This window comes from Luteimonas changyuni, from assembly GCF_039548395.1.
Classification (GTDB): Bacteria; Pseudomonadota; Gammaproteobacteria; order Xanthomonadales; family Xanthomonadaceae; genus Luteimonas.
On sequence record NZ_JBCLUZ010000005.1, the window covers coordinates 142,875 to 161,939 of the forward strand.

The window sequence follows — 19,065 nt, forward strand, 5'->3', positions numbered from 1 at the left end:
ATGGCGCATCACAACACCCACGTCTCCGAAGGCTACGGCCCCGTCGGCCCCGCGCCGAAGGAGCACCAGGCCGTCTACACCACGCTGCATTTCGACAAGCCGTGGTCGTACGAAAACTACCTGAAGACCGGCGGCTACCAGGCGCTGCGCAAGCTGCTGAGCGAGAAGATCCCGCCGGCCGACGTCGTCGAGATGGTCAAGCAGTCGGGCCTTCGCGGCCGCGGCGGCGCCGGCTTCCCGACCGGCCTGAAGTGGAGCTTCATGCCCAAGGGCGACGTGCAGAAGTACATCCTCTGCAACTCCGACGAGTCGGAGCCGGGCACCTGCAAGGACCGCGACATCCTGCGCTACAACCCGCATTCGGTGATCGAGGGCATGGCGATCGCCTGCTACGCCACCGGGTCCACGGTCGCCTACAACTACCTGCGCGGCGAGTTCCACCACGAGCCCTTCGAGCATCTTGAAGAGGCGCTGGCCGAGGCCTATGCGCACGGCTGGCTGGGCCGTGACATCCTCGGCAGCGGCGTGGACATCGACATCCACAACGCGCTGGGCGCCGGCGCCTACATCTGCGGCGAAGAAACCGCGCTGATGGAGTCGCTGGAAGGCAAGAAGGGCCAGCCGCGCTACAAGCCGCCGTTCCCGGCCAACTTCGGCCTGTACGGCAAGCCGACCACGATCAACAACACCGAAACCTATGCCTCGGTGCCGGCGATCATCCGCAACGGCCCCGAGTGGTTCGCCGGCCTGGGCAAGCCCAACAACGGCGGCTGCAAGATCTTCTCGGTGTCCGGTCACGTGATGAAGCCGGGCAACTACGAAGTCCGCCTCGGCACCTCGTTCGCCGACCTGCTGGAAATGGCCGGCGGCCTGCGCCCGGGGCGCACGCTCAAGGGCGTGATCCCGGGCGGCTCGTCGATGCCGGTGCTGCCGGGCGACACCATGATGGGCCTGACCATGGATTACGACGCGCTGCAGAAGGCGGGTTCCGGACTGGGTTCGGGTGCGGTGATCGTGATGGACGACAGCACCTGCATGGTCCGCGCCTGCCAGCGCATCTCGCGCTTCTACTGGCAGGAATCCTGCGGCCAGTGCACGCCCTGCCGCGAAGGCACGGGCTGGATGTACCGCATGGTGTCGCGCATGGTCGAGGGCAAGGCCACGATGGCCGACGTCGAGATGCTGCGCGAGTCCGCCGGCCAGATCGAGGGCCACACCATCTGCGCCTTCGGTGAAGCGGCCGCATGGCCGGTGCAGGGCTTCCTGCGCCACTTCTGGCACGAATTCGAATACTTCATCGAGCACGGCCGCTCGATCGTCGACGCCAACCCGGAGGTCGCGGCATGAGCGCGCAGCCGGTGAACCCGAACCTGCCGCCCGACCACGTCACCGTCTTCATCGACGACGTGGAGATGGCCGCGCCCAAGGGCTCGATGATCATCCAGGCCGCCGACAAGGCCGGCATCCCGATCCCGCGCTTCTGCTACCACGACAAGCTTGCCATCGCGGCGAACTGCCGCATGTGCCTGGTCGACGTTGAGAAGATGGGCAAGCCTGCGCCGGCCTGCGCCACGCCGGTGATGGACGGCATGCGCGTGCAGACGCGCAGCGAAAAGGCGCTGCGGTCGCAGCGCAACGTGATGGAGTTCCTGCTGATCAACCATCCGCTCGACTGCCCGGTATGTGACCAGGGTGGCGAGTGCGAGCTGCAGGACCTGTCGCTGGGCTACGGCCGCTCGGTGAGCCGCTTTGTCGAGCGCAAGCGTTCGGTCGCCGACGAGGACCTCGGTCCGCTGGTGGCCACCGAGATGACGCGCTGCATCCACTGCACGCGCTGCATCCGCGTCACCGCGGAAATCGCCGGGACCTACGAGCTGGGCGGCATGCAGCGTGGCGAGAGCCTCGAAATCGGCACCTACGACGGCAAGCCGCTGACCACCGAGCTCTCGGGCAACGTGATCGACGTCTGCCCGGTGGGCGCGCTGACCAACAAGGTGTTCCGCTTCCGCGCCCGTCCCTGGGAGCTGATCGCGCGCGAGTCGCTGGGCTACCACGACGCGCTCGGCAGCAACCTGTTCCTGCACACCCGCCGCGGCGAAGTGATGCGCACGGTGCCGCGCGACAACGAAGCGGTCAACGAGTGCTGGCTGTCCGACCGCGACCGCTATTCGCACCAGGGCCTGTACGCAGAGGATCGCGCGATGCGTCCGCTGCTGCGCGTAGCAAGCAACGGTGACGATGCCGACTGGCGCGAGGCGAGCTGGGACGAAGCGCTGGCGAAGGCCGCGCAGATCCTGCGCGACAACGCCGCCGACGACCTCGGCATCCTGGTGCACCCGGCAACCTCGAACGAGGAGGGTGCCCTGGTCGCCCGCCTGGCCGAGGCCCTGGGCACCGGCAACCTCGACCACCGCATCGCCCAGCATGACCTCTCCGACGGCGCCGTGGCCGAGGTCTTCGGCATGCCGGTCGACGACATCGAGAAGGCCGACGCCATCGTCATCGTCGGCAGCAACCTGCGCCATGAGCTGCCGCTGGTCCACCAGCGCGTCCGCAAGGCATGGCGCGCGGGTGCCAAGGTGCACGTGGTCAATCCGGTGGACTTCGACTTCACCTTCGATATCAGCCACAAGGCGATCGTGGCGCCGTCGAAGATCGCCGATGCGCTGGCGTCCGCCGAACTGGCCGATGCGCTGCAGGGCGCTGCGCGGCCGGTCGTCATCGTGGGCGCGGTTGCCGAATGCGGTATCCACGCCGCCGCAATCCGCACCGCCGCGGCCGGTTTCGCCGGTCGAATCAACGCCGCGCTGTGCCGCGTGCCACAGGGCGCGAACGCGGTCGGGCTTGCCCGCCACGGCGTGCTGCCGGCCTCGCGTGACGCCGGCGCCATGCTCGCCCAGCCGCGCGCCGGCTACGTCCTCTACGGCATCGAGCCGGGGCTGGACTTCGCCGACCAGGCGAAGGCGATGCAGGCCCTGGGTGCTGCGCAGGTGGTGGCCTTCAGCCACTTCGCGTGCGCATCCACGCGCCGCGTTGCCGATGTGATCCTGCCGATCGGACTGCTGCCCGAGCTCGACGCCACCCTGACCAACGTCGACGGTCGCGACCAGCGCAGCGTCGCCGGCGGCAAGCTGCCGGGCGAAGCGCGTCCGGGCTGGAAGGCACTCCGTGCGCTTGGCGGCCTCCTCGGCCTCGACGGCTTCGATTTCACCGACTTCGCCGGTGCGCGTGCGCTGATGGTGCCGCGCCAGGTCGACGTCGCACGCGGTGAAGCCGTTGCAGCCGCGGGCGAAGGCCTCGAGCTGGCGGTGTCGCAGGCGATCTACCGCGTCGACGGCGTGACCCGTCGCGCCGCTGCCCTCCAGGCGCACCCGCTCACGGTTGGTCCGCGCATCACGCTCAACCCCGACGATGCATCCGCCGCAGGCCTGCGTGAGGGCGCCATGGCGCGCGTATCCAATGGCACCGGAACGGGAACCCTGCAGGTGGCCGTCAGCACCGGCGTGGCCCGCGGCGCCGCCCTGATCGAATCCGGCTATGGCGCCACCGCGGCGCTCGGCACCGGCGCGGTGCGGGTGGAGGCCGCATGAGCACGACGACGACCAATACGAGCACCGTGCTCCTCGGCTGGCTCGAACCCTTCCGCGCCTGGCTCGATTCGCTCGGCGCCATCGGCACCGTCATCTGGCTGGTGCTGCTGATCCTGGCGATCGCGATGCCGGTGATCATCGCCGTCGCCTTCTACGTGGTCTGGGAGCGCAAGCTGATCGCCTGGATGCATGTGCGCCACGGGCCGATGTACGTCGGCTTCGGCGTGCTGCAGGCTTTCGCAGACGTCTTCAAGCTGCTGTTCAAGGAAGTCATCCAGCCGGCGCAAGCGCACAAGGTGCTGTACATCCTGGCGCCGCTGATCACCCTGGCGCCGGCGTTCGCGGCCTGGGCGGTGGTGCCGTTCGATGCGCAGCTGGTGCTCTCCAATGCCAACGCCGGCATCCTGTACCTGCTGGCGATGACCTCGCTGGGCGTATACGGCGTGATCATCGCCGGCTGGGCCTCGAACTCGAAGTACGCCTTCCTGGGCGCGATGCGATCGGCGGCGCAGGTGGTGAGCTACGAGATCGCGATGGGCTTCGCCCTGGTCGGCGTGATGGTTGCCGCAGGCAGCCTCAACCTCAGCGAGATCGTGATGGCGCAGTCGGGCAACTCCGGCTTCCTCGAGTGGTTCTGGGTGCCGCTGCTGCCGCTGTTCATCATCTATTTCGTGTCAGGCGTGGCCGAGACCAACCGCGCGCCCTTCGACGTCGTCGAGGGCGAGAGCGAGATCGTCGCCGGCCACATGGTCGAATACTCGGGCGCGGTGTTCGCGCTGTTCTTCCTGGCCGAGTACGCGAACATGCTGCTGGTGAGCATTCTCACGGTGATCTTCTTCCTTGGCGGCTGGCTGTCGCCGATCCCGGCGGCCTGGGTCCCCGACATCCCGGTGCTCTCGGTGCTGCTGGGTGACGGCTGGTGGTGGCTGTTTGCCAAGATGTTCTTCTTCGCCAGCTGCTTTGTCTGGTCCCGCGCGACGTTCCCGCGCTACCGCTACGACCAGATCATGCGCCTGGGCTGGAAGGTGTTCATTCCGCTGTCCATCGCCTGGATCGCGGTGACGGCGTTGATGGCGTACTTCGGCGTGTTCGAGGCAGGTGCGTGATGGGCAAGTTCGTTTCCTGGGCCAGGAGCCTGCTGCTGATCGAGATCATCAGCGGCCTGAAGCTGACGTTCCAGTACCTCTGGCGCCCCAAGTACACGATGATGTACCCGATGGAGAAGATCCCGCAGTCCGCGCGCTTCCGCGGGCTGCACGCGCTGCGCCGCTACCCGAACGGCGAAGAACGCTGCATCGCCTGCAAGCTGTGCGAGGCCGTGTGTCCGGCGCTGGCCATCACCATCGATTCCGAACAGCGCGAGGACAACACGCGGCGCACCACGCGCTACGAAATCGACCTGTTCAAGTGCATTTTCTGCGGCTTCTGCGAGGAGTCGTGCCCGGTGGACTCGATCGTCGAGACCCACATCCACGAATACCATTTCGAGAACCGTGGCGAGAACGTCGTCACCAAGTCGCAGCTGCTGGCGCTGGGCGACCGCCTCGAAACGGAAATCGCAGAGCGTCGCGCCGCCGACGCGGCATACAGGTAAGCCATGGACTTCGTACAGCTCGCATTCCTTGCATTCGCGGCCGTTGCGGTGGCCGCCGCGGTCGGCGTGATCGGCTCGCGCAGCCCGGTGCATTCGGCCCTGTTCCTGGTGCTGACCTTCTTCAGCGTGGCGGTCACCTGGATCATCGCCGGCGCCGAGTTCCTGGGCGTCGCCCTGGTGCTGGTCTACGTCGGCGCGGTGATGGTCCTGTTCCTGTTTGTGGTGATGATGCTCGACGTCGACCTGGCGCCGATCAACGAGGGCTACGTGCGCTACCTGCCGGTGGGCCTGCTCGTGGCGGTGGTGATGCTGCTGGAGCTGCTGTCGCTGATCGGGATCATGGCCTTCGTCGAGACGCCGTTCGCGGCGGATCCGATCGAGGCCGAGGGCGTGCCCAACACGGTGTGGATCGCCCGGCGGCTGTTCACGGACTTCCTGCTGCCGTTCGAGATCGCCGCGGTGGTCCTGACCGTGGCCGTGATCGCCGCGGTCACGCTGACCTTGCGCCGCCGCGAGGGCACCAAACACCAGATTCCCGGCGTGCAGGTGCGTACGCGTCCCGGCGACCGCCTGCGCATGGTCGACATGCCCAGCTCCGTGCACGTCGCCGACGACGCGCCGGCGGCCAATGCCGGCACCGACGGGGAGGAGAAGTAATGGAGTTCCTCGGCCAGGGCCTCGCCCTCGGACACTACCTCGCGCTTGCCGCCGCGCTGTTCTGCATCAGCGTCGCGGGCATCTTCCTCAATCGCAAGAACGTGATCATCCTGCTGATGTGCATCGAGCTGATGCTGCTCTCGGTGAACATCAACTTCGTCGCGTTCTCGCGCGAGTTCGGCGACGCCGCCGGCCAGGTGTTCGTGTTCTTCATCCTCACCGTGGCCGCGGCCGAGGCCGCGATCGGCCTCGCGATCCTGGTCACCCTGTTCCGCAACCGGCGCACCATCAACGTCGCCGAACTCGACACGCTGAAGGGCTGACGAAATGCCTGGCATGGAAATCGTTCTCTCCAAGAGCGTACTGCTCGCGATCGTCCTGGCGCCGCTGTTCGGCGCCATCGTCGCCGGCCTGTTCGGCCGCCAGGTGGGCCGCGTCGGGGCACAGTCGGTCACCATCCTCGGCGTGGCGATCAGCTGCGCGCTGTCGTGCTACGTGCTGTGGCAGCTGATGGGGCAGGGCGCATCGCCCTTCAACGAGAACCTCTACACCTGGTTCCAGGTCGCCGGCTACGAGATCCACATCGGCTTCCTGGTCGACCGGCTGACGGCGATGATGATGGTGGTGGTGACCTTCGTGTCGCTGCTGGTGCACATCTACACCATCGGCTACATGGCCGACGACCCGGGCTACCAGCGCTTCTTCAGCTACATCAGCCTGTTCACCTTCTCGATGCTGGCGCTGGTGATGGCCAACAACTTCCTGCAGCTGTTCTTCGGCTGGGAAGCGGTGGGCGTGGTGTCGTACCTGCTGATCGGCTTCTGGTTCAAGCGCCCGACCGCGGTGTTCGCGAACCTGAAGGCCTTCCTGGTCAATCGTGTCGGCGATTTCGGCATGCTGCTGGGCATCGCCGGCGTCGCGTACTGGTTCGGCACGCTCGACTACGCGACCGTGTTCGCCAACGCCGGCCCGACGATCGGCGGCGGCCAGATGGTCGAGATCTTCGAAGGCCACGCCTGGTCGGTCGCGACGGTGATCTGCATCTGCCTGTTCGTGGGCGCCATGGGCAAGTCGGCGCAGGTGCCGCTGCACGTGTGGCTCCCGGACTCGATGGAAGGCCCGACCCCGATCTCGGCGCTGATCCACGCCGCGACCATGGTCACCGCCGGCATCTTCATGGTGGCGCGCATGTCGCCGCTGTTCGAACTCAGCCAGACCGCGCTGCAGTTCATCCTCTTCATCGGCGCCACCACGGCCTTCTTCACCGGCCTGATCGGCATCGTGCAGAACGACATCAAGCGCGTGGTTGCGTACTCCACGCTGTCGCAGCTGGGCTACATGACCGTGGCGCTGGGCGTGTCGGCGTACTCGGCCGCGGTGTTCCACCTGATGACCCACGCCTTCTTCAAGGCGCTGCTGTTCCTCGGCGCGGGCTCGGTGATCATCGCCATGCACCACCAGCAGGACATGCGCCGCATGGGCGGCCTGCGCAAGTACATGCCGGTGACCTTCATCACCATGCTGATCGGTACCCTGGCCCTGGTGGCGACGCCGTTCTTCAGCGGCTTCTACTCCAAGGACACGATCATCGAGGCCGCCAAATACGGTGCCGAAGGCATGGGCTGGATCGGTACCTATGGCTACTGGGCGGTGCTGCTGGGCGCGTTCGTGACCTCGTTCTACAGCTTCCGCCTGCTGTACATGACCTTCTTCGGGCGCGAGCGCTTCCGCGACGCGCACGCCGATGACCACGGGCACGGCCCTGATGACGACCACGGCCACCACGGCGCGCACGAACCGCGCGAGTCGCCCTGGGTGGTGACCCTGCCGCTGGTGCTGCTGGCGATCCCGTCGATCGCGATCGGCTTCTTCACCGCCGGCCCGATGCTGTTCGGCACCGACTGGTCGGGTACGGAGCAGGTGATGCCGTTCTTCCTCGGCGCCATCGACCTTCTGCCGCAGAACGACACCCTCGCAGCGGTGGCCGCCGACCTCTGGCATGGTCCGGTCGCATTCGCGCTGCACGGCTTCATGACGCCTGCGTTCTGGCTGACGTTCGCCGGCTTCGCCCTCGCGACCGTCATGTACTGGTGGCGCCCGGAGCTGGCTGCGAAGGCACGCCGCGTGTTCGCGCTGCCGGTGAAGGTGCTGGAGAACAAGTACTGGGCCGACGATTTCTGGATCGGTGGCCTGGCGGGCGGCAGCCTGCAGCTTGGCAAGGCGTCGAACGCGGTCGACAGCAAGGTGGTCGACGGCGTGCTCGTGAACGGTACCGCCGGCGGCGTCGGCCTGCTTGCGGGCGTTGTCCGCCGCCTGCAGTCGGGGCGCCTGTACGACTATGCATTCGCGATGATCGTCGGCCTGATCGTGCTCCTGGCCGTGCTCATCCACTACTGGACCTGACGGAAGACGATACGTGTCGAACTGGCCTCTCCTCAGCATCCTCATCTGGCTGCCGATCTTCGGCGGCGCGCTGGTGCTCGCTCTTGGTAATCGTGCCGGCGCCGCGCGCTGGCTGTCGCTGGCGATCGCCCTGGTGGCGTTCGCGATCAGCATCCCGCTGCTCACCGGCTACGACGCTTCGGCGGCGGCGGCCACGATGCAGTTCGTCGAGGCCCGGGAGTGGATCCCGGCCTATGACATCCAGTACCACCTGGGTGCCGACGGCATCTCGGTCGCGCTGATCCTGCTGACCACCCTGGTCACCACGCTGGTGGTCATCAGTTCCTGGACCTCGATCGACAAGCGCGTCAGCCAGTACTACGCGGCGATGCTGATCCTCGAGGGCCTGATGATCGGCGTGTTCTCGGCGATGGACGCGATGCTTTTCTATGTCTTCTTCGAAGGCATGCTGATCCCGATGTTCATCATCATCGGCGTCTGGGGCGGCCCGCGGCGCGTATACGCGTCGGTGAAATTCTTCCTGTACACCTTCCTCGGCTCTGTGTTCATGCTGGTCGGGCTGGTGTATCTGTACCTGCAGGCCGGCAGCTGGCAGCTTTCCGACCTGTACGCGCTGCCGCTCGACGCCACCGAGCAGATGTGGCTGTTCTTCGCCTTCCTAATCGCGTTCGCGGTCAAGGTGCCGATGTTCCCGGTGCACACATGGCTTCCGGACGCGCACGTCGAAGCGCCCACCGGCGGCTCGGTGATCCTGGCGGCGATCATGCTGAAGATCGGCGGCTACGGCTTCCTGCGCTTCAGCCTGCCGATCGTCCCCGACGCCGGCCACGAATGGGCATGGCTGGTGATCGCGCTGTCGCTGGTGGCGGTGATCTACGTCGGCCTGGTGGCGCTGGTCCAGCAGGACATGAAGAAGCTGATCGCCTACTCGTCGGTCTCGCATATGGGCTTCGTCACCCTGGGCATCTTCATCGCCTTCGCGCTGGTGCGCGACAGCAACCCGGAGGCCGCGCGACTCGGCTTGCAGGGCGCGATGGTGCAGATGGTTTCGCACGGCTTTGTTTCAGGCGCGATGTTCACCTGCGTGGGCGTGCTGTACGACCGCATGCACACGCGCAGGATCAGCGACTACGGCGGCGTGGCCAACGTCATGCCCTGGTTTGCAGCGTTCTTCGTGCTGTTCGCCTTCGCCAACTCGGGCCTGCCGGGTACCTCGGGCTTTGTTGGCGAATTCATGGTCATCCTGGCCTCGTTCCAGAGCCATCCCCTGATCGCCTTCGTGGCCGCCCTGACCCTGATCCTGGGCGCCGGCTACACGCTGTGGCTGGTGAAGCGCGTGATGTACGGCGAGGTCGGCAACTCGCACGTTGCCGCGATGAAGGACATCACCGGCCGCGAAGCCCTGGTGCTGGGCGTGTTTGCCGCCGGCGTGCTGCTGATCGGCCTCTGGCCCAGGCCCCTGACCGACCTGATGGAACCGTCCATCGCGCAGCTGGCGGGCATGCTCGCCAACAGCAAGCTTTGAGGAACACGACGCGATGATGCCTGGAGCTATGACCCCTCCCGTCCGGACGCTGGCCGACCTCGCGCCGCTGGCGCCCGAGTTCGTGGTGGTGATCGGCGCGTTCGCGCTGCTGATGCTGGACCTGTTCATGGGCGAGCGCCGCCGCGTGGTGACCCACGGCCTTGCCGTGGTGGTGCTGCTTGGCGCCGCGGCGATGATCGTGATGGGCGTGGGTGGCCACGGCATGGTGCTGGCCGACATGTTCGTCCGCGACACCGTTGCCGACGTGCTCAAGGTGTGCATCCTGCTGCTGACCGCGATGGCCCTGGGCTATGCCTGGCCGTTCATGCGCGAGCGCGGCCTGTACAAGGGCGAGCTGCCGGTGCTCATGCTGTTCGCCACGCTCGGCATGATGCTGTTGGTTTCCGCGCCGAACCTGACCACGATCTACGTCGGCCTCGAGCTGCTCGCGCTGTGCCAGTACACGCTGGTCGCCTTCGACCGCGACAACGCGACCGGCTCGGAAGCCGCAATGAAGTACTTCGTGCTCGGCTCGCTGGCCTCGGGCCTGCTGCTGTTCGGCATGTCGCTGGTCTACGGCGCCACCGGCAGCCTGGACCTGGCAACGATCAGCAATGCTGCGGCCATCGTCGACGGCGGTACCCGTACCCTGCTGCTGACCGGCACCGTGTTCCTGGTGGTGGGTGTCTGCTTCAAATTCGGCGCAGCGCCGTTCCACATGTGGCTTCCCGATGCGTATCACGGCGCGCCCACGCCGATGACCCTGTTCATCGGCTCCGCGCCCAAGCTCGCCGTGTTCGGCATGGCATACCGGCTGCTCGAGTCCGGCCTTGGCCCGCTGCAGGACCAGTGGCAGGTGATGGTGGCCCTGCTTGCCGCGCTGTCGCTGGTGGTCGGCAACGTGTTCGCGATCGCCCAGACGAACCTCAAGCGCATGCTTGCGTACTCGACGGTGTCGCACGTCGGCTTCCTGCTGCTGGGCCTGGCAGGCGGCGACGCCGAGGGCTATGCGGCGGCGATGTTCTACGCCATCAGCTACGCGATCATGGCCGCGGCCGGCTTCGGCGCCATCGTGATGCTGTCCAGGCGCGGCTTCGAAGCCGACCGCATCAGCGACTTCAAGGGTCTCAACGCCCGCAGCCCGTGGATGGCGGCGATGGTGCTTGTGATCATGGCCTCGCTGGCCGGCGTGCCGCCGTTCCTCGGCTTCTGGGCGAAGCTGGTGGTGCTGCGCGCGGCGATCGGCGGCGACATGCTGTGGCTTGCGATCGTCGGCATCGTGTTCGCGGTGGTGGGTGCGTTCTACTACCTGCGCGTGATCAAGGTGATGTACTTCGACGAGCCCGAAGGCGTGGCCATCGAAGTACGTGACAACGGCCCGCTGAAGCTGCTGTTCGGCGCCAATGCGCTTGCGCTGCTGGTGCTGGGCATTGCCTGGAACCCGGTGATGGCGTGGTGCCAGGCGGCGTTCGCCTGATCGAAGGCATGGCCATGTCGCGAAGTGCGATCATGGCTTGCAAGAAATCCGACTCTGCTTCATAATAGTCGGCTCTGGTGCGGGGTGGAGCAGTCTGGCAGCTCGTCGGGCTCATAACCCGAAGGTCGCAGGTTCAAATCCTGCCCCCGCTACCATTTATACCTGCGGCGGCGTTCCTGGAAACAGGGGCGCCGTTTGCTTTTGTGCGCCCCTTGTTTCGCGCTGTGCGTCTCAGGCTTCCAGCACCATCCGCTGTCCGCGACCTTCGCCGACGATCGCATGGGGGACGAAGCGCGCGCTGTCGCGCGTGATCGGTGAATCGTCTTCGCGGATGCCCATGCCGCAGGCAAGGTCGCCAACCACCCAGCTGCCGATCAGCGGATACGCAGCGCCGTGTTCGGGCAGTGGATGCAGCGCCTGGCGGATCGAGGGACCACCGTAGGGTCCGGGCTGCTGCAGGGTGCGGCCGTCGGCGAAGTGCATCTCGATGTTCGCGCCCTCGCGCGAGAACAGCGGCTTGCGAACCCAGCCCGGCGGCAGCGCGCCGCCGTCGTCGAACTCCGCCGGCAGCAGGTTGGGATGGCCACGATGGCGGTCCCACAGCAGCGGCAGCGCGCCCTTGTTGCTGAGCAGCAGCTTCCACGCCGGCTCCAGCAGCCGGAGGCCGGAGCCTGGCAGGGCCTGCGCGAACTCGTCGGCGAACAGGTCTTCGAGTGGATACAGCTTGAACAGGCTGGCGATCAGCACGTCGTCGCCAGCGGTGAAGCGCCCGTCGGCGGAAAGGCCGATGTCTTCCATTGCCACCGAGCCGGATTCGATGCCGGCCTGGGCGGCGCAGTCGCGCAGGTAATCGACGGTGCCCTGGTCCTCGGGGCTGCCCTGCGATGCGGCGAAGTACAGCGGCAGCGGAAGGCGGCTGCCGATCTCGATGAAGCGCGCGACCAGCGCTTCGTGGATCGCGTTGAACTGGTCGGCACCGGGGGCGAGGGCGCCGGTCTCGCGCTGGCGCTCCAGCCAGTCCCACTGGAAGAACGCGGCTTCGAACAGCGATGTCGGAGTGTCGTAGTTGAACTCGTACAGCTTTGCAGGCCCTCGGCCGTCGTAGGCGAGGTCGATCCTGCCGTAGAGGTGCGGATCGCGCCGCCGCCAGCTTTCGGCGACCTGGTCCTGCGCGTGCGCGGGGATCGCGAGCCGCTCCATCAGTTCCTGGCTCCCGGCGGCTTCACCGGCCAGGTCCATCGCCATCGCATGCAGCTCGGCGGTGGGATCCTCGATGTCGTCCTCGACCTGTTGCAGGGTGAAGGCGTAGTACACGCTCTCGTCCCAGTAGGCGTCGCCGTCGATGGTGTGGAAGGCGAAACCGCAGTCTTCGGCGCGCCGCCGCCAGTCCGGGCGCGCCTCGATCGGAACGCGGCGCATCAGCCGCCGGCGCTGCGGCCGGCGCCTGCGCGGCCGAAGCCGCCGCGGCGCACGGTCGGCGCGCGGTCGGGCTGCAGGCTGCTGCGGGCCAGCGCGGTGGCGCCGCCGGGCCCGGCCTGCGGGCGCAGCCAGCCCGACTGGTTGGAGAGGAAGGCGGGTGCGGCGCGCGTGGCGCCGGCCGTTGCCGCCGCCGGGCCGGCGCCCGGCGCGGGCGCCATGGCACCGCCGCGGGTGTTCATCATCTGCGACAGGAAGAAGCCGGCCATCATCGGGCCGACGAAGCTGCCGCCGCCGGCCTGCTGCCGGGTCGCACACTGGCCTTCCCCGAACTCGGCCTCGCACTCGGCGGTCGAGGCATAGCGCGGTGCCACGGCGTCGGCCTGTGACTGTGCCTGGTCGAAGGCCTGGCGACACATCGACGGGTTCATGGTTTCGGTGGCGCAGGCTTCGACCGACGTGAACAGGCCTTCCGACGTCTGCACCTCGGGCTGCTGCGCGCAGGCGACCAGGAGCAGCGGTGCCGAGCCCATCAGCACGAGGGCGGTCTTTCTGGAGCGTTTCATCAAGCCTGTACCTGTTGCGGGGACTGCGGCAAGGTTAACCGATGAGCGCCCGGCCGGGCCCCGCAGCGCGGCACCGGGGCGGGCACTCCCGGCTTGCGATACGCCGGGCCTGGGCATATACTCCAGCGGCTCAGCGGAACCTGCAGGACCATCGCAGGCGCCATCGGCGCCGGTCCGGCACCGCTGCAAGCTTTTCGCGGTCGACGGAGAGCCTCCCAGGAGGCTTTTTTCGATTGCGGGAATCGGGCTCGCGCGGTGCGCAACGAGGCGCGCCGGCACCGGATCCAGCAGTATCGGACAAGGGGCCCGCCGGGCCCTTTTTTATTTTTTGCGCCCGGCGCGGCAGGCAATGGACCAGGACAGAGGAGGCATCGTGGCCGACAAGTCGACCGACATCGCGAATCTCCTTTCGCCGACCGTTGCCGCCCTCGGCCTGGAGCTGCTGGGCGTGGAGTACCTGCCGTCGCCCGGCGGCGGCGCGATGCTGCGCCTGTACATCGACCGTCCCGGCGCCGATCCGGCCGCTGATGGCCAGGGTGTCGGCATCGAGGACTGCGAGGCGGTCAGCCGCGAGGTCTCCGCCCAGCTCGACGTCGAGGATCCGATCAGCAGCAACTACACGCTCGAGGTGTCGTCGCCCGGCGTCGACCGGATGCTGTTCACCCCGGCGCACTTCGAACGCTTCCTCGGCGAACAGGCCAAGGTCAGCCTGAAGCTGCCGCAGGACGGCCGCCGCAGGCTGCTGGGGCGGATTGCCGCGGTGGAGGGCGACACGGTCACGTTCGAGCTCGACGGCCGGCCGTTCGCGGTCGCCGCCGACAACATCGACAAGGCGCGCCTGGTGCCCGACTGGGTGGCGCTTGGCTACGGGCCTGCGAAGGACGCCTCCGGGCGCGATGCGCGCCCTGGCAAGGGCAAGAGCAAGCCTGGCGGCAAACAAACAACCAACAACAAGCCGGCGGCGTCGAAGCCGTCCCGTGCGGAGTAATAGAGAAGATGAGCAAGGAACTGTTGCTGGTCGTCGATGCGGTCGCCCATGAGAAGGGCGTGCCGGAGTCGGTGATCCTCGAAGCCCTCGAAGCGGCCCTGGCCACCGCGGCCAAGAAGCGCTACCTCGAGCAGGACGTGCTGACCCGCGTTGCCATCGATTCCAAGGACGGCAACTACGAGACCTTCCGCCGCTGGGAGGTCGTGGCCGATGACGTGGTGATGGAGTCGCCGGACCGCCAGATCCGCATGATGGACGCGATCGACGAAGCCGAGGGCGTCGAGATCGGCGACTACATCGAAGAGCAGATCGAGAACGTCGACTTCGGCCGCATCGCCGCCCAGGCCGCCAAGCAGGTGATCGTGCAGCGCGTGCGCGAGGCCGAGCGCCAGCAGGTCGTCGATGCGTGGAAAGACCGCGTGGGCGAGCTGGTCACCGGCGTGGTCAAGCGCGTCGAGCGCGGCAACGTCTTCGTCGACCTCGGTGGCAACGCCGAAGCCTTCATCCCCAAGGACAAGGCGATCCCGCGCGACGTCGTTCGCGCCGGCGACCGCATCCGCGGCTACCTGTACGACGTGCGCACCGAGCCGCGCGGCCCGCAGCTCTTCATCAGCCGTGCGGCGCCGGAGTTCATGATCGAACTGTTCAAGCTCGAAGTGCCGGAAGTCGGCCAGGGCCTGGTCGAGATCAAGGCCTGCGCGCGTGATCCGGGCGACCGCGCCAAGATCGCCGTGGTCGCCTACGACACCCGCACCGATCCGATCGGCGCCTGCATCGGCATGCGCGGTTCGCGCGTGCAGGCGGTGTCCAACGAGCTCAACGGCGAGCGCGTCGACATCGTGCTGTGGTCGGACAATCCGGCGCAGTTCGTGATCAACGCCATGGCGCCGGCCGAGGTGCAGTCGATCGTGGTCGACGAGGACAAGCACTCGATGGACCTCGCGGTCGCCGAGGACCGCCTGGCCCAGGCCATCGGCAAGGGCGGCCAGAACGTGCGCCTGGCCAGCCGCCTGTCGGGCTGGCAGCTCAACGTGATGACCCAGGACCAGGTCACCGCGAAGTCGGAGGCCGAGCAGTCGACGGCGCGCGCCCTGTTCCAGGACAAGCTCGAAGTCGACGAGGAAATCGCCGGCATCCTGGTGGCCGAGGGTTTCAGCACGGTCGAGGAAATCGCCTACGTGCCGGTCGGCGAGCTGCTGGCTGTCGAGGGCTTCGACGAGGACATCGTCGAGGAACTTCGCGCCCGTGCCCGCGATGCGCTGCTCAACGACGCTCTGGCGGTCGAAGAGGACCTCGGTGACAACGTTCCGGCCGACGACATGCTCGCGCTTGAAGGCATGGATGACGAAATCGCCTTCGCGCTCGCCGCCAACGGCGTGTGCACCGCCGAGGACCTGTCCGACCTCGCGGTCGACGAGGTGCTGGAGTTCGGCATCGAGGGCCTTGACCAAGCGCGTGCCGCAGCGCTGGTGCTTGCCGCGCGCGCGGGTGAGATCGCGCGCCTGGAAAGCGAAGGCTGACAGACCGGGGCCGTCACGGCCCCCGAGCATGGCAAGCACCCAGAATTGATCCATCCATAGCGCGGCATGTGCCGACGCCAGAGGAACCGGAATCCGAATGTCGCAGCAAACCACCATCCGCAAGCTGGCCGCACTGGTGAACACGCCGGTCGAGAAACTGCTTGAACAGCTGTCCGAAGCGGGCATGCCGTTCAACGATCCCGACCAGGTCGTGACCAGTACCGAAAAGGTGAAGCTCCTGGGCTTCCTGCGCCGCACCCATGGCCGTGCCGAGAAGGGCGCCGTGGATCCGGTCGCACCCAAGAAGATCACCCTCCAGCGCAAGAGCACGCTCACCGTGGGCGGCGGTCGCAACAAGCCGACCGTCGACGTGGTCGTGCGCAAGAAGGTCACCCTGGTCAAGCCCGAGGCCGGCGGTGCCGCGGGCGGTGGAGAGGACGACGAGCGCGCCGAGATCCTGCGCAAGCTCGAGGAGTCGCGCCAGCGCAACCTCGACGAGCAGCAGCGCCTTGCCGACGCCGACCGCCGTCGCGTGGAAGAGGCCGAGGAAGCCAAGCGTCGCGAGCTTGAAGAGGCCGAGCGCGTGCGCACCGAGGCCGAGGCCGCGGTGGCGGCGGTCGCGACCGAAGAGGCTGCTCCGCGCAAGGCGCACGGCCATGGCCATCCCAAGCCGGCTCCCGCGCGCGACGATCGCAGCGCGGCCAAGGGCAAGCACCGGGGTTCGCATGCAATGGCTGCCGGCCCCGAGGACGAGGAAGGCGCCGCCGCACGCTTTGCCGGGCAGATGCACCTGTCGCCCGCCGACCGGGCGCGCCGCAGCACCGCACGCCCCAAGCGTGGCGCGCAGCGTGGCCAGCAGCGCGACCAGTCGCGCACCGGTACCGGCTTCACCCGTCCGACCGCGCCGGTCGTGCGCGAGGTCGCGATCGGCGAGGCCATCACCGTCGCCGATCTGGCCCAGAAGCTGGCGATGAAGGGCGGCGACGTGGTCAAAGCGCTGTTCAAGATGGGCGTGATGGCCACCATCACCCAGTCCATCGACCACGACACCGCGGCACTGGTCACCGAAGAGCTCGGCCACCAGGCCGTGCGTGCCGATGCCGACGACGCCGAGAGCGAGCTGCTCGCACACGTCGAAGAGATCACCGGCGACCAGACGCCGCGTCCGCCGGTCGTGACCATCATGGGCCACGTCGACCACGGCAAGACCTCGCTGCTCGACTACATCCGCCGCACCAAGATCGCCACGGGCGAGGCCGGCGGCATCACCCAGCACATCGGCGCGTACCACGTCGAAACGCCCAAGGGCGTCATCAGCTTCCTCGACACCCCGGGCCACGCCGCGTTCACGTCGATGCGCGCGCGCGGCGCCAAGATCACCGACCTCGTGGTGCTGGTGGTGGCCGCCGACGACGGCGTGATGCCGCAGACGATCGAGGCGATCCAGCACGCGAAGGCGGCGAATGTGCCCCTGATCGTGGCGATCAACAAGATCGACAAGTCCGAAGCCGATCCTTCGCGGATCAAGAACGAACTGCTGTCCCATGACGTCGTGGCCGAAGAGTTCGGCGGCGACACGCAGATGGTGGAGCTGTCGGCCAAGACCGGCGACGGCGTCGACGACCTGCTCGATGCGATCAACCTGCAGTCCGAAGTGCTGGAGCTCAAGGCGATCGGCGAAGGACGTGCCAGCGGCACGGTCATCGAGTCCTCGCTCGACAAGGGCCGCGGCCCGGTGGCGACGGTGCTGGTTCAGCAGGGCCTGCTCAACAAGGGTGACTTCCTGGTCTGCGGCGTGGAATACGGTCGCGTGCGCGCACTGTTCGACGAAACCGGTGGCCAGGTGCCTTCGGCGGGTCCATCCATTCCGGTGCAGGTGGTCGGCCTGTCGGGCGTGCCCGACGCCGGCGACGATTTCGTGGTCGTCGACGACGAGCGCCTGGCCAAGGAAGTCGCGCAGCAGCGCGAGTCCAAGCGCCGTGAACTGCGCCTGGTGCAGGCCGCGGGCAACCGCATGGAAGACATCATGGCGCAGATGGGCGGCGGCCAGCAGCTCGAGCTGCCGCTGGTCATCAAGGCCGACGTCCAGGGTTCGGTGGAAGCACTGCGCCAGGCGCTCACGGCGCTGTCCAACGACGACATCCGGGTGAACATCATCCGCTCGGGCGTGGGCGGCATCACCGAGTCCGATGCCAACTCCGCCGCCACGTCCAAGGCGACGATCATCGGCTTCAACGTCCGTGCCGACGCATCGGCACGCAAGGTGATCGAAGGCAGCGGTCTGGACCTGCGCTACTTCTCGATCATCTATGACGTCATCGACCAGGTGAAGCAGGTCGCGTCCGGCATCCTTGGCGTTGAAATCCGTGAAGAGATCATCGGCACCGCCGAGGTCCGCGAGGTCTTCCGCAGCTCCAAGTTCGGTGCCGTCGCCGGCAGCATGGTCATCGAGGGCGTGGTCCGTCGCAACAAGCCGATCCGCGTTCTGCGCGACGAAGTCGTCATCTTCGAGGGCGAGCTGGAATCGCTGCGCCGCTTCAAGGAGAACGTCGACGAGGTGCGCGTCAACACCGAGTGCGGCATCGGCGTGAAGGCCTACAACGACATCAAGCCGGGCGACAAGATCGAGTGCTTCGAGCGCGTCGAAGTGCAGCGCACGCTCTGATGTCGCAGAAGACCTTCCACCGCACCGATCGCGTTTCCGCCCAGCTCCGCAGGGAGCTGGGCACCCTGGTTCGCGAAGCGGTGGGCGAGCACGGGCTGCCGTCGGTGAGTGTGTCCGACGTCGAGGTCACGCGCGACATGGCACACGCCAAGGTGTTCGTGACCGCCCTGCAGTCCGAGCGCGCCGCCGAGGCGCTCAAGGGCCTGAAGGCGGTGGCGCCCGAGATCCGCTACCGGCTCGCGCGCGCGGTGAAGATGCGCCACGTGCCGGAGCTGCACTTCCATTACGACGATTCGGTGGACCGCGGCGAGCGCATCGACAACCTGTTGCGCGATCTGCCCGACGCCCCCGGCGAAGACTGAGGGGCTCCCGGGCTTCCGGGCTTTCCGGCTTCCGGGCTTCCGGGCTTCCGGGCTTCTGGGCTTTCCGGCTTCCGGGCTTCTGTGGGAGCGGCTATAGCCGCGATCGATTTGGCCAGACAGCAGCACAGTCGGGCGTAGGGGCGGGCAATCGCGGCTATAGCCGTGGATTGTTCCGGGAGGGAGTCCGGGAGGTTGCGCGCTGCCCGCCGTGGAGGCAGGGGGGATGCCCAGCCGGAATATGCGCATCCTGCTCCCAGTTCCGGCCGCCGGCCATCCATGGCCGGCTCTGGGCATCCCCCCTG

15 protein-coding genes and 1 tRNA gene are annotated in these 19,065 nt (G+C 67.4%); 14 read left to right on the forward strand and 2 right to left on the reverse strand.

The window, feature by feature from the left end; genetic code table 11:
- The 10 genes from nuoF (at position 1) to WCD84_RS03985 (ending at position 11,401) form a co-directional block, all read left to right on the forward strand.
- The gene (gene nuoF / locus WCD84_RS03940; RefSeq protein WP_343278362.1) at positions 1-1,347 is read left to right on the forward strand and encodes an NADH-quinone oxidoreductase subunit NuoF; all 1,347 of its coding nucleotides are present in this window, start codon (positions 1-3) and stop codon (positions 1,345-1,347) included.
- Positions 1,344-3,590 (forward strand): NADH-quinone oxidoreductase subunit NuoG, encoded by a 2,247-nt coding sequence (gene nuoG / locus WCD84_RS03945; RefSeq protein ID WP_343280502.1) that lies wholly within the window; start codon positions 1,344-1,346, stop codon positions 3,588-3,590. The genes nuoF and nuoG overlap by 4 nt, the downstream gene beginning before the upstream one ends.
- The gene (gene nuoH, locus WCD84_RS03950; RefSeq protein WP_343278360.1) at positions 3,587-4,696 is read left to right on the forward strand and encodes an NADH-quinone oxidoreductase subunit NuoH; all 1,110 of its coding nucleotides are present in this window, start codon (positions 3,587-3,589) and stop codon (positions 4,694-4,696) included. The genes nuoG and nuoH overlap by 4 nt, the downstream gene beginning before the upstream one ends.
- Complete coding sequence (nuoI, locus tag WCD84_RS03955; protein ID WP_343255754.1) at positions 4,696-5,184, forward strand: NADH-quinone oxidoreductase subunit NuoI; 489 nt, start codon at positions 4,696-4,698, stop codon at positions 5,182-5,184. The genes nuoH and nuoI overlap by 1 nt, the downstream gene beginning before the upstream one ends.
- 3 nt (positions 5,185-5,187) lie before the next feature.
- Positions 5,188-5,841 (forward strand): NADH-quinone oxidoreductase subunit J, encoded by a 654-nt coding sequence (locus WCD84_RS03960; RefSeq protein ID WP_343280503.1) that lies wholly within the window; start codon positions 5,188-5,190, stop codon positions 5,839-5,841.
- Positions 5,841-6,164: an NADH-quinone oxidoreductase subunit NuoK gene (gene nuoK, locus WCD84_RS03965; RefSeq protein WP_343255756.1), complete on the forward strand. Its 324-nt coding sequence runs from the start codon at positions 5,841-5,843 to the stop codon at positions 6,162-6,164. Before WCD84_RS03960 ends, nuoK begins: the two co-directional genes overlap by 1 nt.
- A gap of 13 nt (positions 6,165-6,177) precedes the next feature.
- A complete protein-coding gene (nuoL, locus tag WCD84_RS03970; RefSeq protein ID WP_343280504.1) occupies positions 6,178-8,244 on the forward strand; it encodes an NADH-quinone oxidoreductase subunit L in 2,067 nt (688 codons plus the stop codon).
- Between the two features lie 13 nt (positions 8,245-8,257).
- Positions 8,258-9,769 (forward strand): NADH-quinone oxidoreductase subunit M, encoded by a 1,512-nt coding sequence (locus WCD84_RS03975; RefSeq protein WP_343280505.1) that lies wholly within the window; start codon positions 8,258-8,260, stop codon positions 9,767-9,769.
- A gap of 28 nt (positions 9,770-9,797) precedes the next feature.
- The gene (gene nuoN, locus WCD84_RS03980; RefSeq protein WP_343280506.1) at positions 9,798-11,246 is read left to right on the forward strand and encodes an NADH-quinone oxidoreductase subunit NuoN; all 1,449 of its coding nucleotides are present in this window, start codon (positions 9,798-9,800) and stop codon (positions 11,244-11,246) included.
- Between the two features lie 78 nt (positions 11,247-11,324).
- Positions 11,325-11,401: transfer RNA gene (locus tag WCD84_RS03985), tRNA-Met, on the forward strand.
- Between the two features lie 76 nt (positions 11,402-11,477).
- Here WCD84_RS03985 and WCD84_RS03990 read toward each other — a convergent pair.
- Together WCD84_RS03990 and WCD84_RS03995 are read right to left on the reverse strand one after the other, a co-directional pair.
- A complete protein-coding gene (locus WCD84_RS03990) occupies positions 11,478-12,665 on the reverse strand; it encodes a glutathionylspermidine synthase family protein (RefSeq protein WP_343280507.1) in 1,188 nt (395 codons plus the stop codon).
- The gene (locus tag WCD84_RS03995; protein WP_343255761.1) at positions 12,665-13,228 is read right to left on the reverse strand and encodes a DUF1190 domain-containing protein; all 564 of its coding nucleotides are present in this window, start codon (positions 13,226-13,228) and stop codon (positions 12,665-12,667) included. Before WCD84_RS03995 ends, WCD84_RS03990 begins: the two co-directional genes overlap by 1 nt.
- Before the next feature lie 373 nt (positions 13,229-13,601).
- Here WCD84_RS03995 and WCD84_RS04000 point away from each other — a divergent pair, with 373 nt between their 5' ends.
- The 4 genes from WCD84_RS04000 to rbfA all read left to right on the forward strand — a co-directional run bounded on the left by WCD84_RS04000 (position 13,602) and on the right by rbfA (position 18,763).
- Entirely contained in the window at positions 13,602-14,216 is a 615-nt protein-coding gene (locus WCD84_RS04000; RefSeq protein WP_343280508.1) for a ribosome maturation factor RimP, read from the forward strand.
- 8 nt (positions 14,217-14,224) lie between these two features.
- Positions 14,225-15,736 carry a transcription termination factor NusA gene (nusA, locus tag WCD84_RS04005; RefSeq protein ID WP_343280509.1) on the forward strand — a complete coding sequence of 504 codons (1,512 nt, stop codon included), beginning with the start codon at positions 14,225-14,227 and terminating at the stop codon, positions 15,734-15,736.
- A gap of 97 nt (positions 15,737-15,833) precedes the next feature.
- Positions 15,834-18,401 carry a translation initiation factor IF-2 gene (infB, locus tag WCD84_RS04010; RefSeq protein ID WP_343255763.1) on the forward strand — a complete coding sequence of 856 codons (2,568 nt, stop codon included), beginning with the start codon at positions 15,834-15,836 and terminating at the stop codon, positions 18,399-18,401.
- The gene (gene rbfA / locus WCD84_RS04015) at positions 18,401-18,763 is read left to right on the forward strand and encodes a 30S ribosome-binding factor RbfA (RefSeq protein WP_343280510.1); all 363 of its coding nucleotides are present in this window, start codon (positions 18,401-18,403) and stop codon (positions 18,761-18,763) included. The genes infB and rbfA overlap by 1 nt, the downstream gene beginning before the upstream one ends.
- The last annotated feature ends 302 nt before the right edge of the window (positions 18,764-19,065 follow it).

Excerpts from the sequence above, each read along its gene's own strand:
- nuoF (WP_343278362.1), top strand. The coding sequence starts at position 1 with ATGGCGCATCACAACACCCACGTCTCCGAAGGCTACGGCCCCGTCGGC.
- nuoG (WP_343280502.1), top strand. The coding sequence starts at position 1,344 with ATGAGCGCGCAGCCGGTGAACCCGAACCTGCCGCCCGACCACGTCACC.
- nuoH (WP_343278360.1), top strand. The coding sequence starts at position 3,587 with ATGAGCACGACGACGACCAATACGAGCACCGTGCTCCTCGGCTGGCTC.
- nuoI (WP_343255754.1), top strand. The coding sequence starts at position 4,696 with ATGGGCAAGTTCGTTTCCTGGGCCAGGAGCCTGCTGCTGATCGAGATC.
- WCD84_RS03960 (WP_343280503.1), top strand. The coding sequence starts at position 5,188 with ATGGACTTCGTACAGCTCGCATTCCTTGCATTCGCGGCCGTTGCGGTG.
- nuoK (WP_343255756.1), top strand. The coding sequence starts at position 5,841 with ATGGAGTTCCTCGGCCAGGGCCTCGCCCTCGGACACTACCTCGCGCTT.
- nuoL (WP_343280504.1), top strand. The coding sequence starts at position 6,178 with ATGGAAATCGTTCTCTCCAAGAGCGTACTGCTCGCGATCGTCCTGGCG.
- nuoN (WP_343280506.1), top strand. The coding sequence starts at position 9,798 with ATGACCCCTCCCGTCCGGACGCTGGCCGACCTCGCGCCGCTGGCGCCC.
- WCD84_RS03990 (WP_343280507.1), bottom strand. The coding sequence starts at position 12,665 with ATGCGCCGCGTTCCGATCGAGGCGCGCCCGGACTGGCGGCGGCGCGCC.
- WCD84_RS03995 (WP_343255761.1), bottom strand. The coding sequence starts at position 13,228 with ATGAAACGCTCCAGAAAGACCGCCCTCGTGCTGATGGGCTCGGCACCG.
- nusA (WP_343280509.1), top strand. The coding sequence starts at position 14,225 with ATGAGCAAGGAACTGTTGCTGGTCGTCGATGCGGTCGCCCATGAGAAG.
- infB (WP_343255763.1), top strand. The coding sequence starts at position 15,834 with ATGTCGCAGCAAACCACCATCCGCAAGCTGGCCGCACTGGTGAACACG.
- rbfA (WP_343280510.1), top strand. The coding sequence starts at position 18,401 with ATGTCGCAGAAGACCTTCCACCGCACCGATCGCGTTTCCGCCCAGCTC.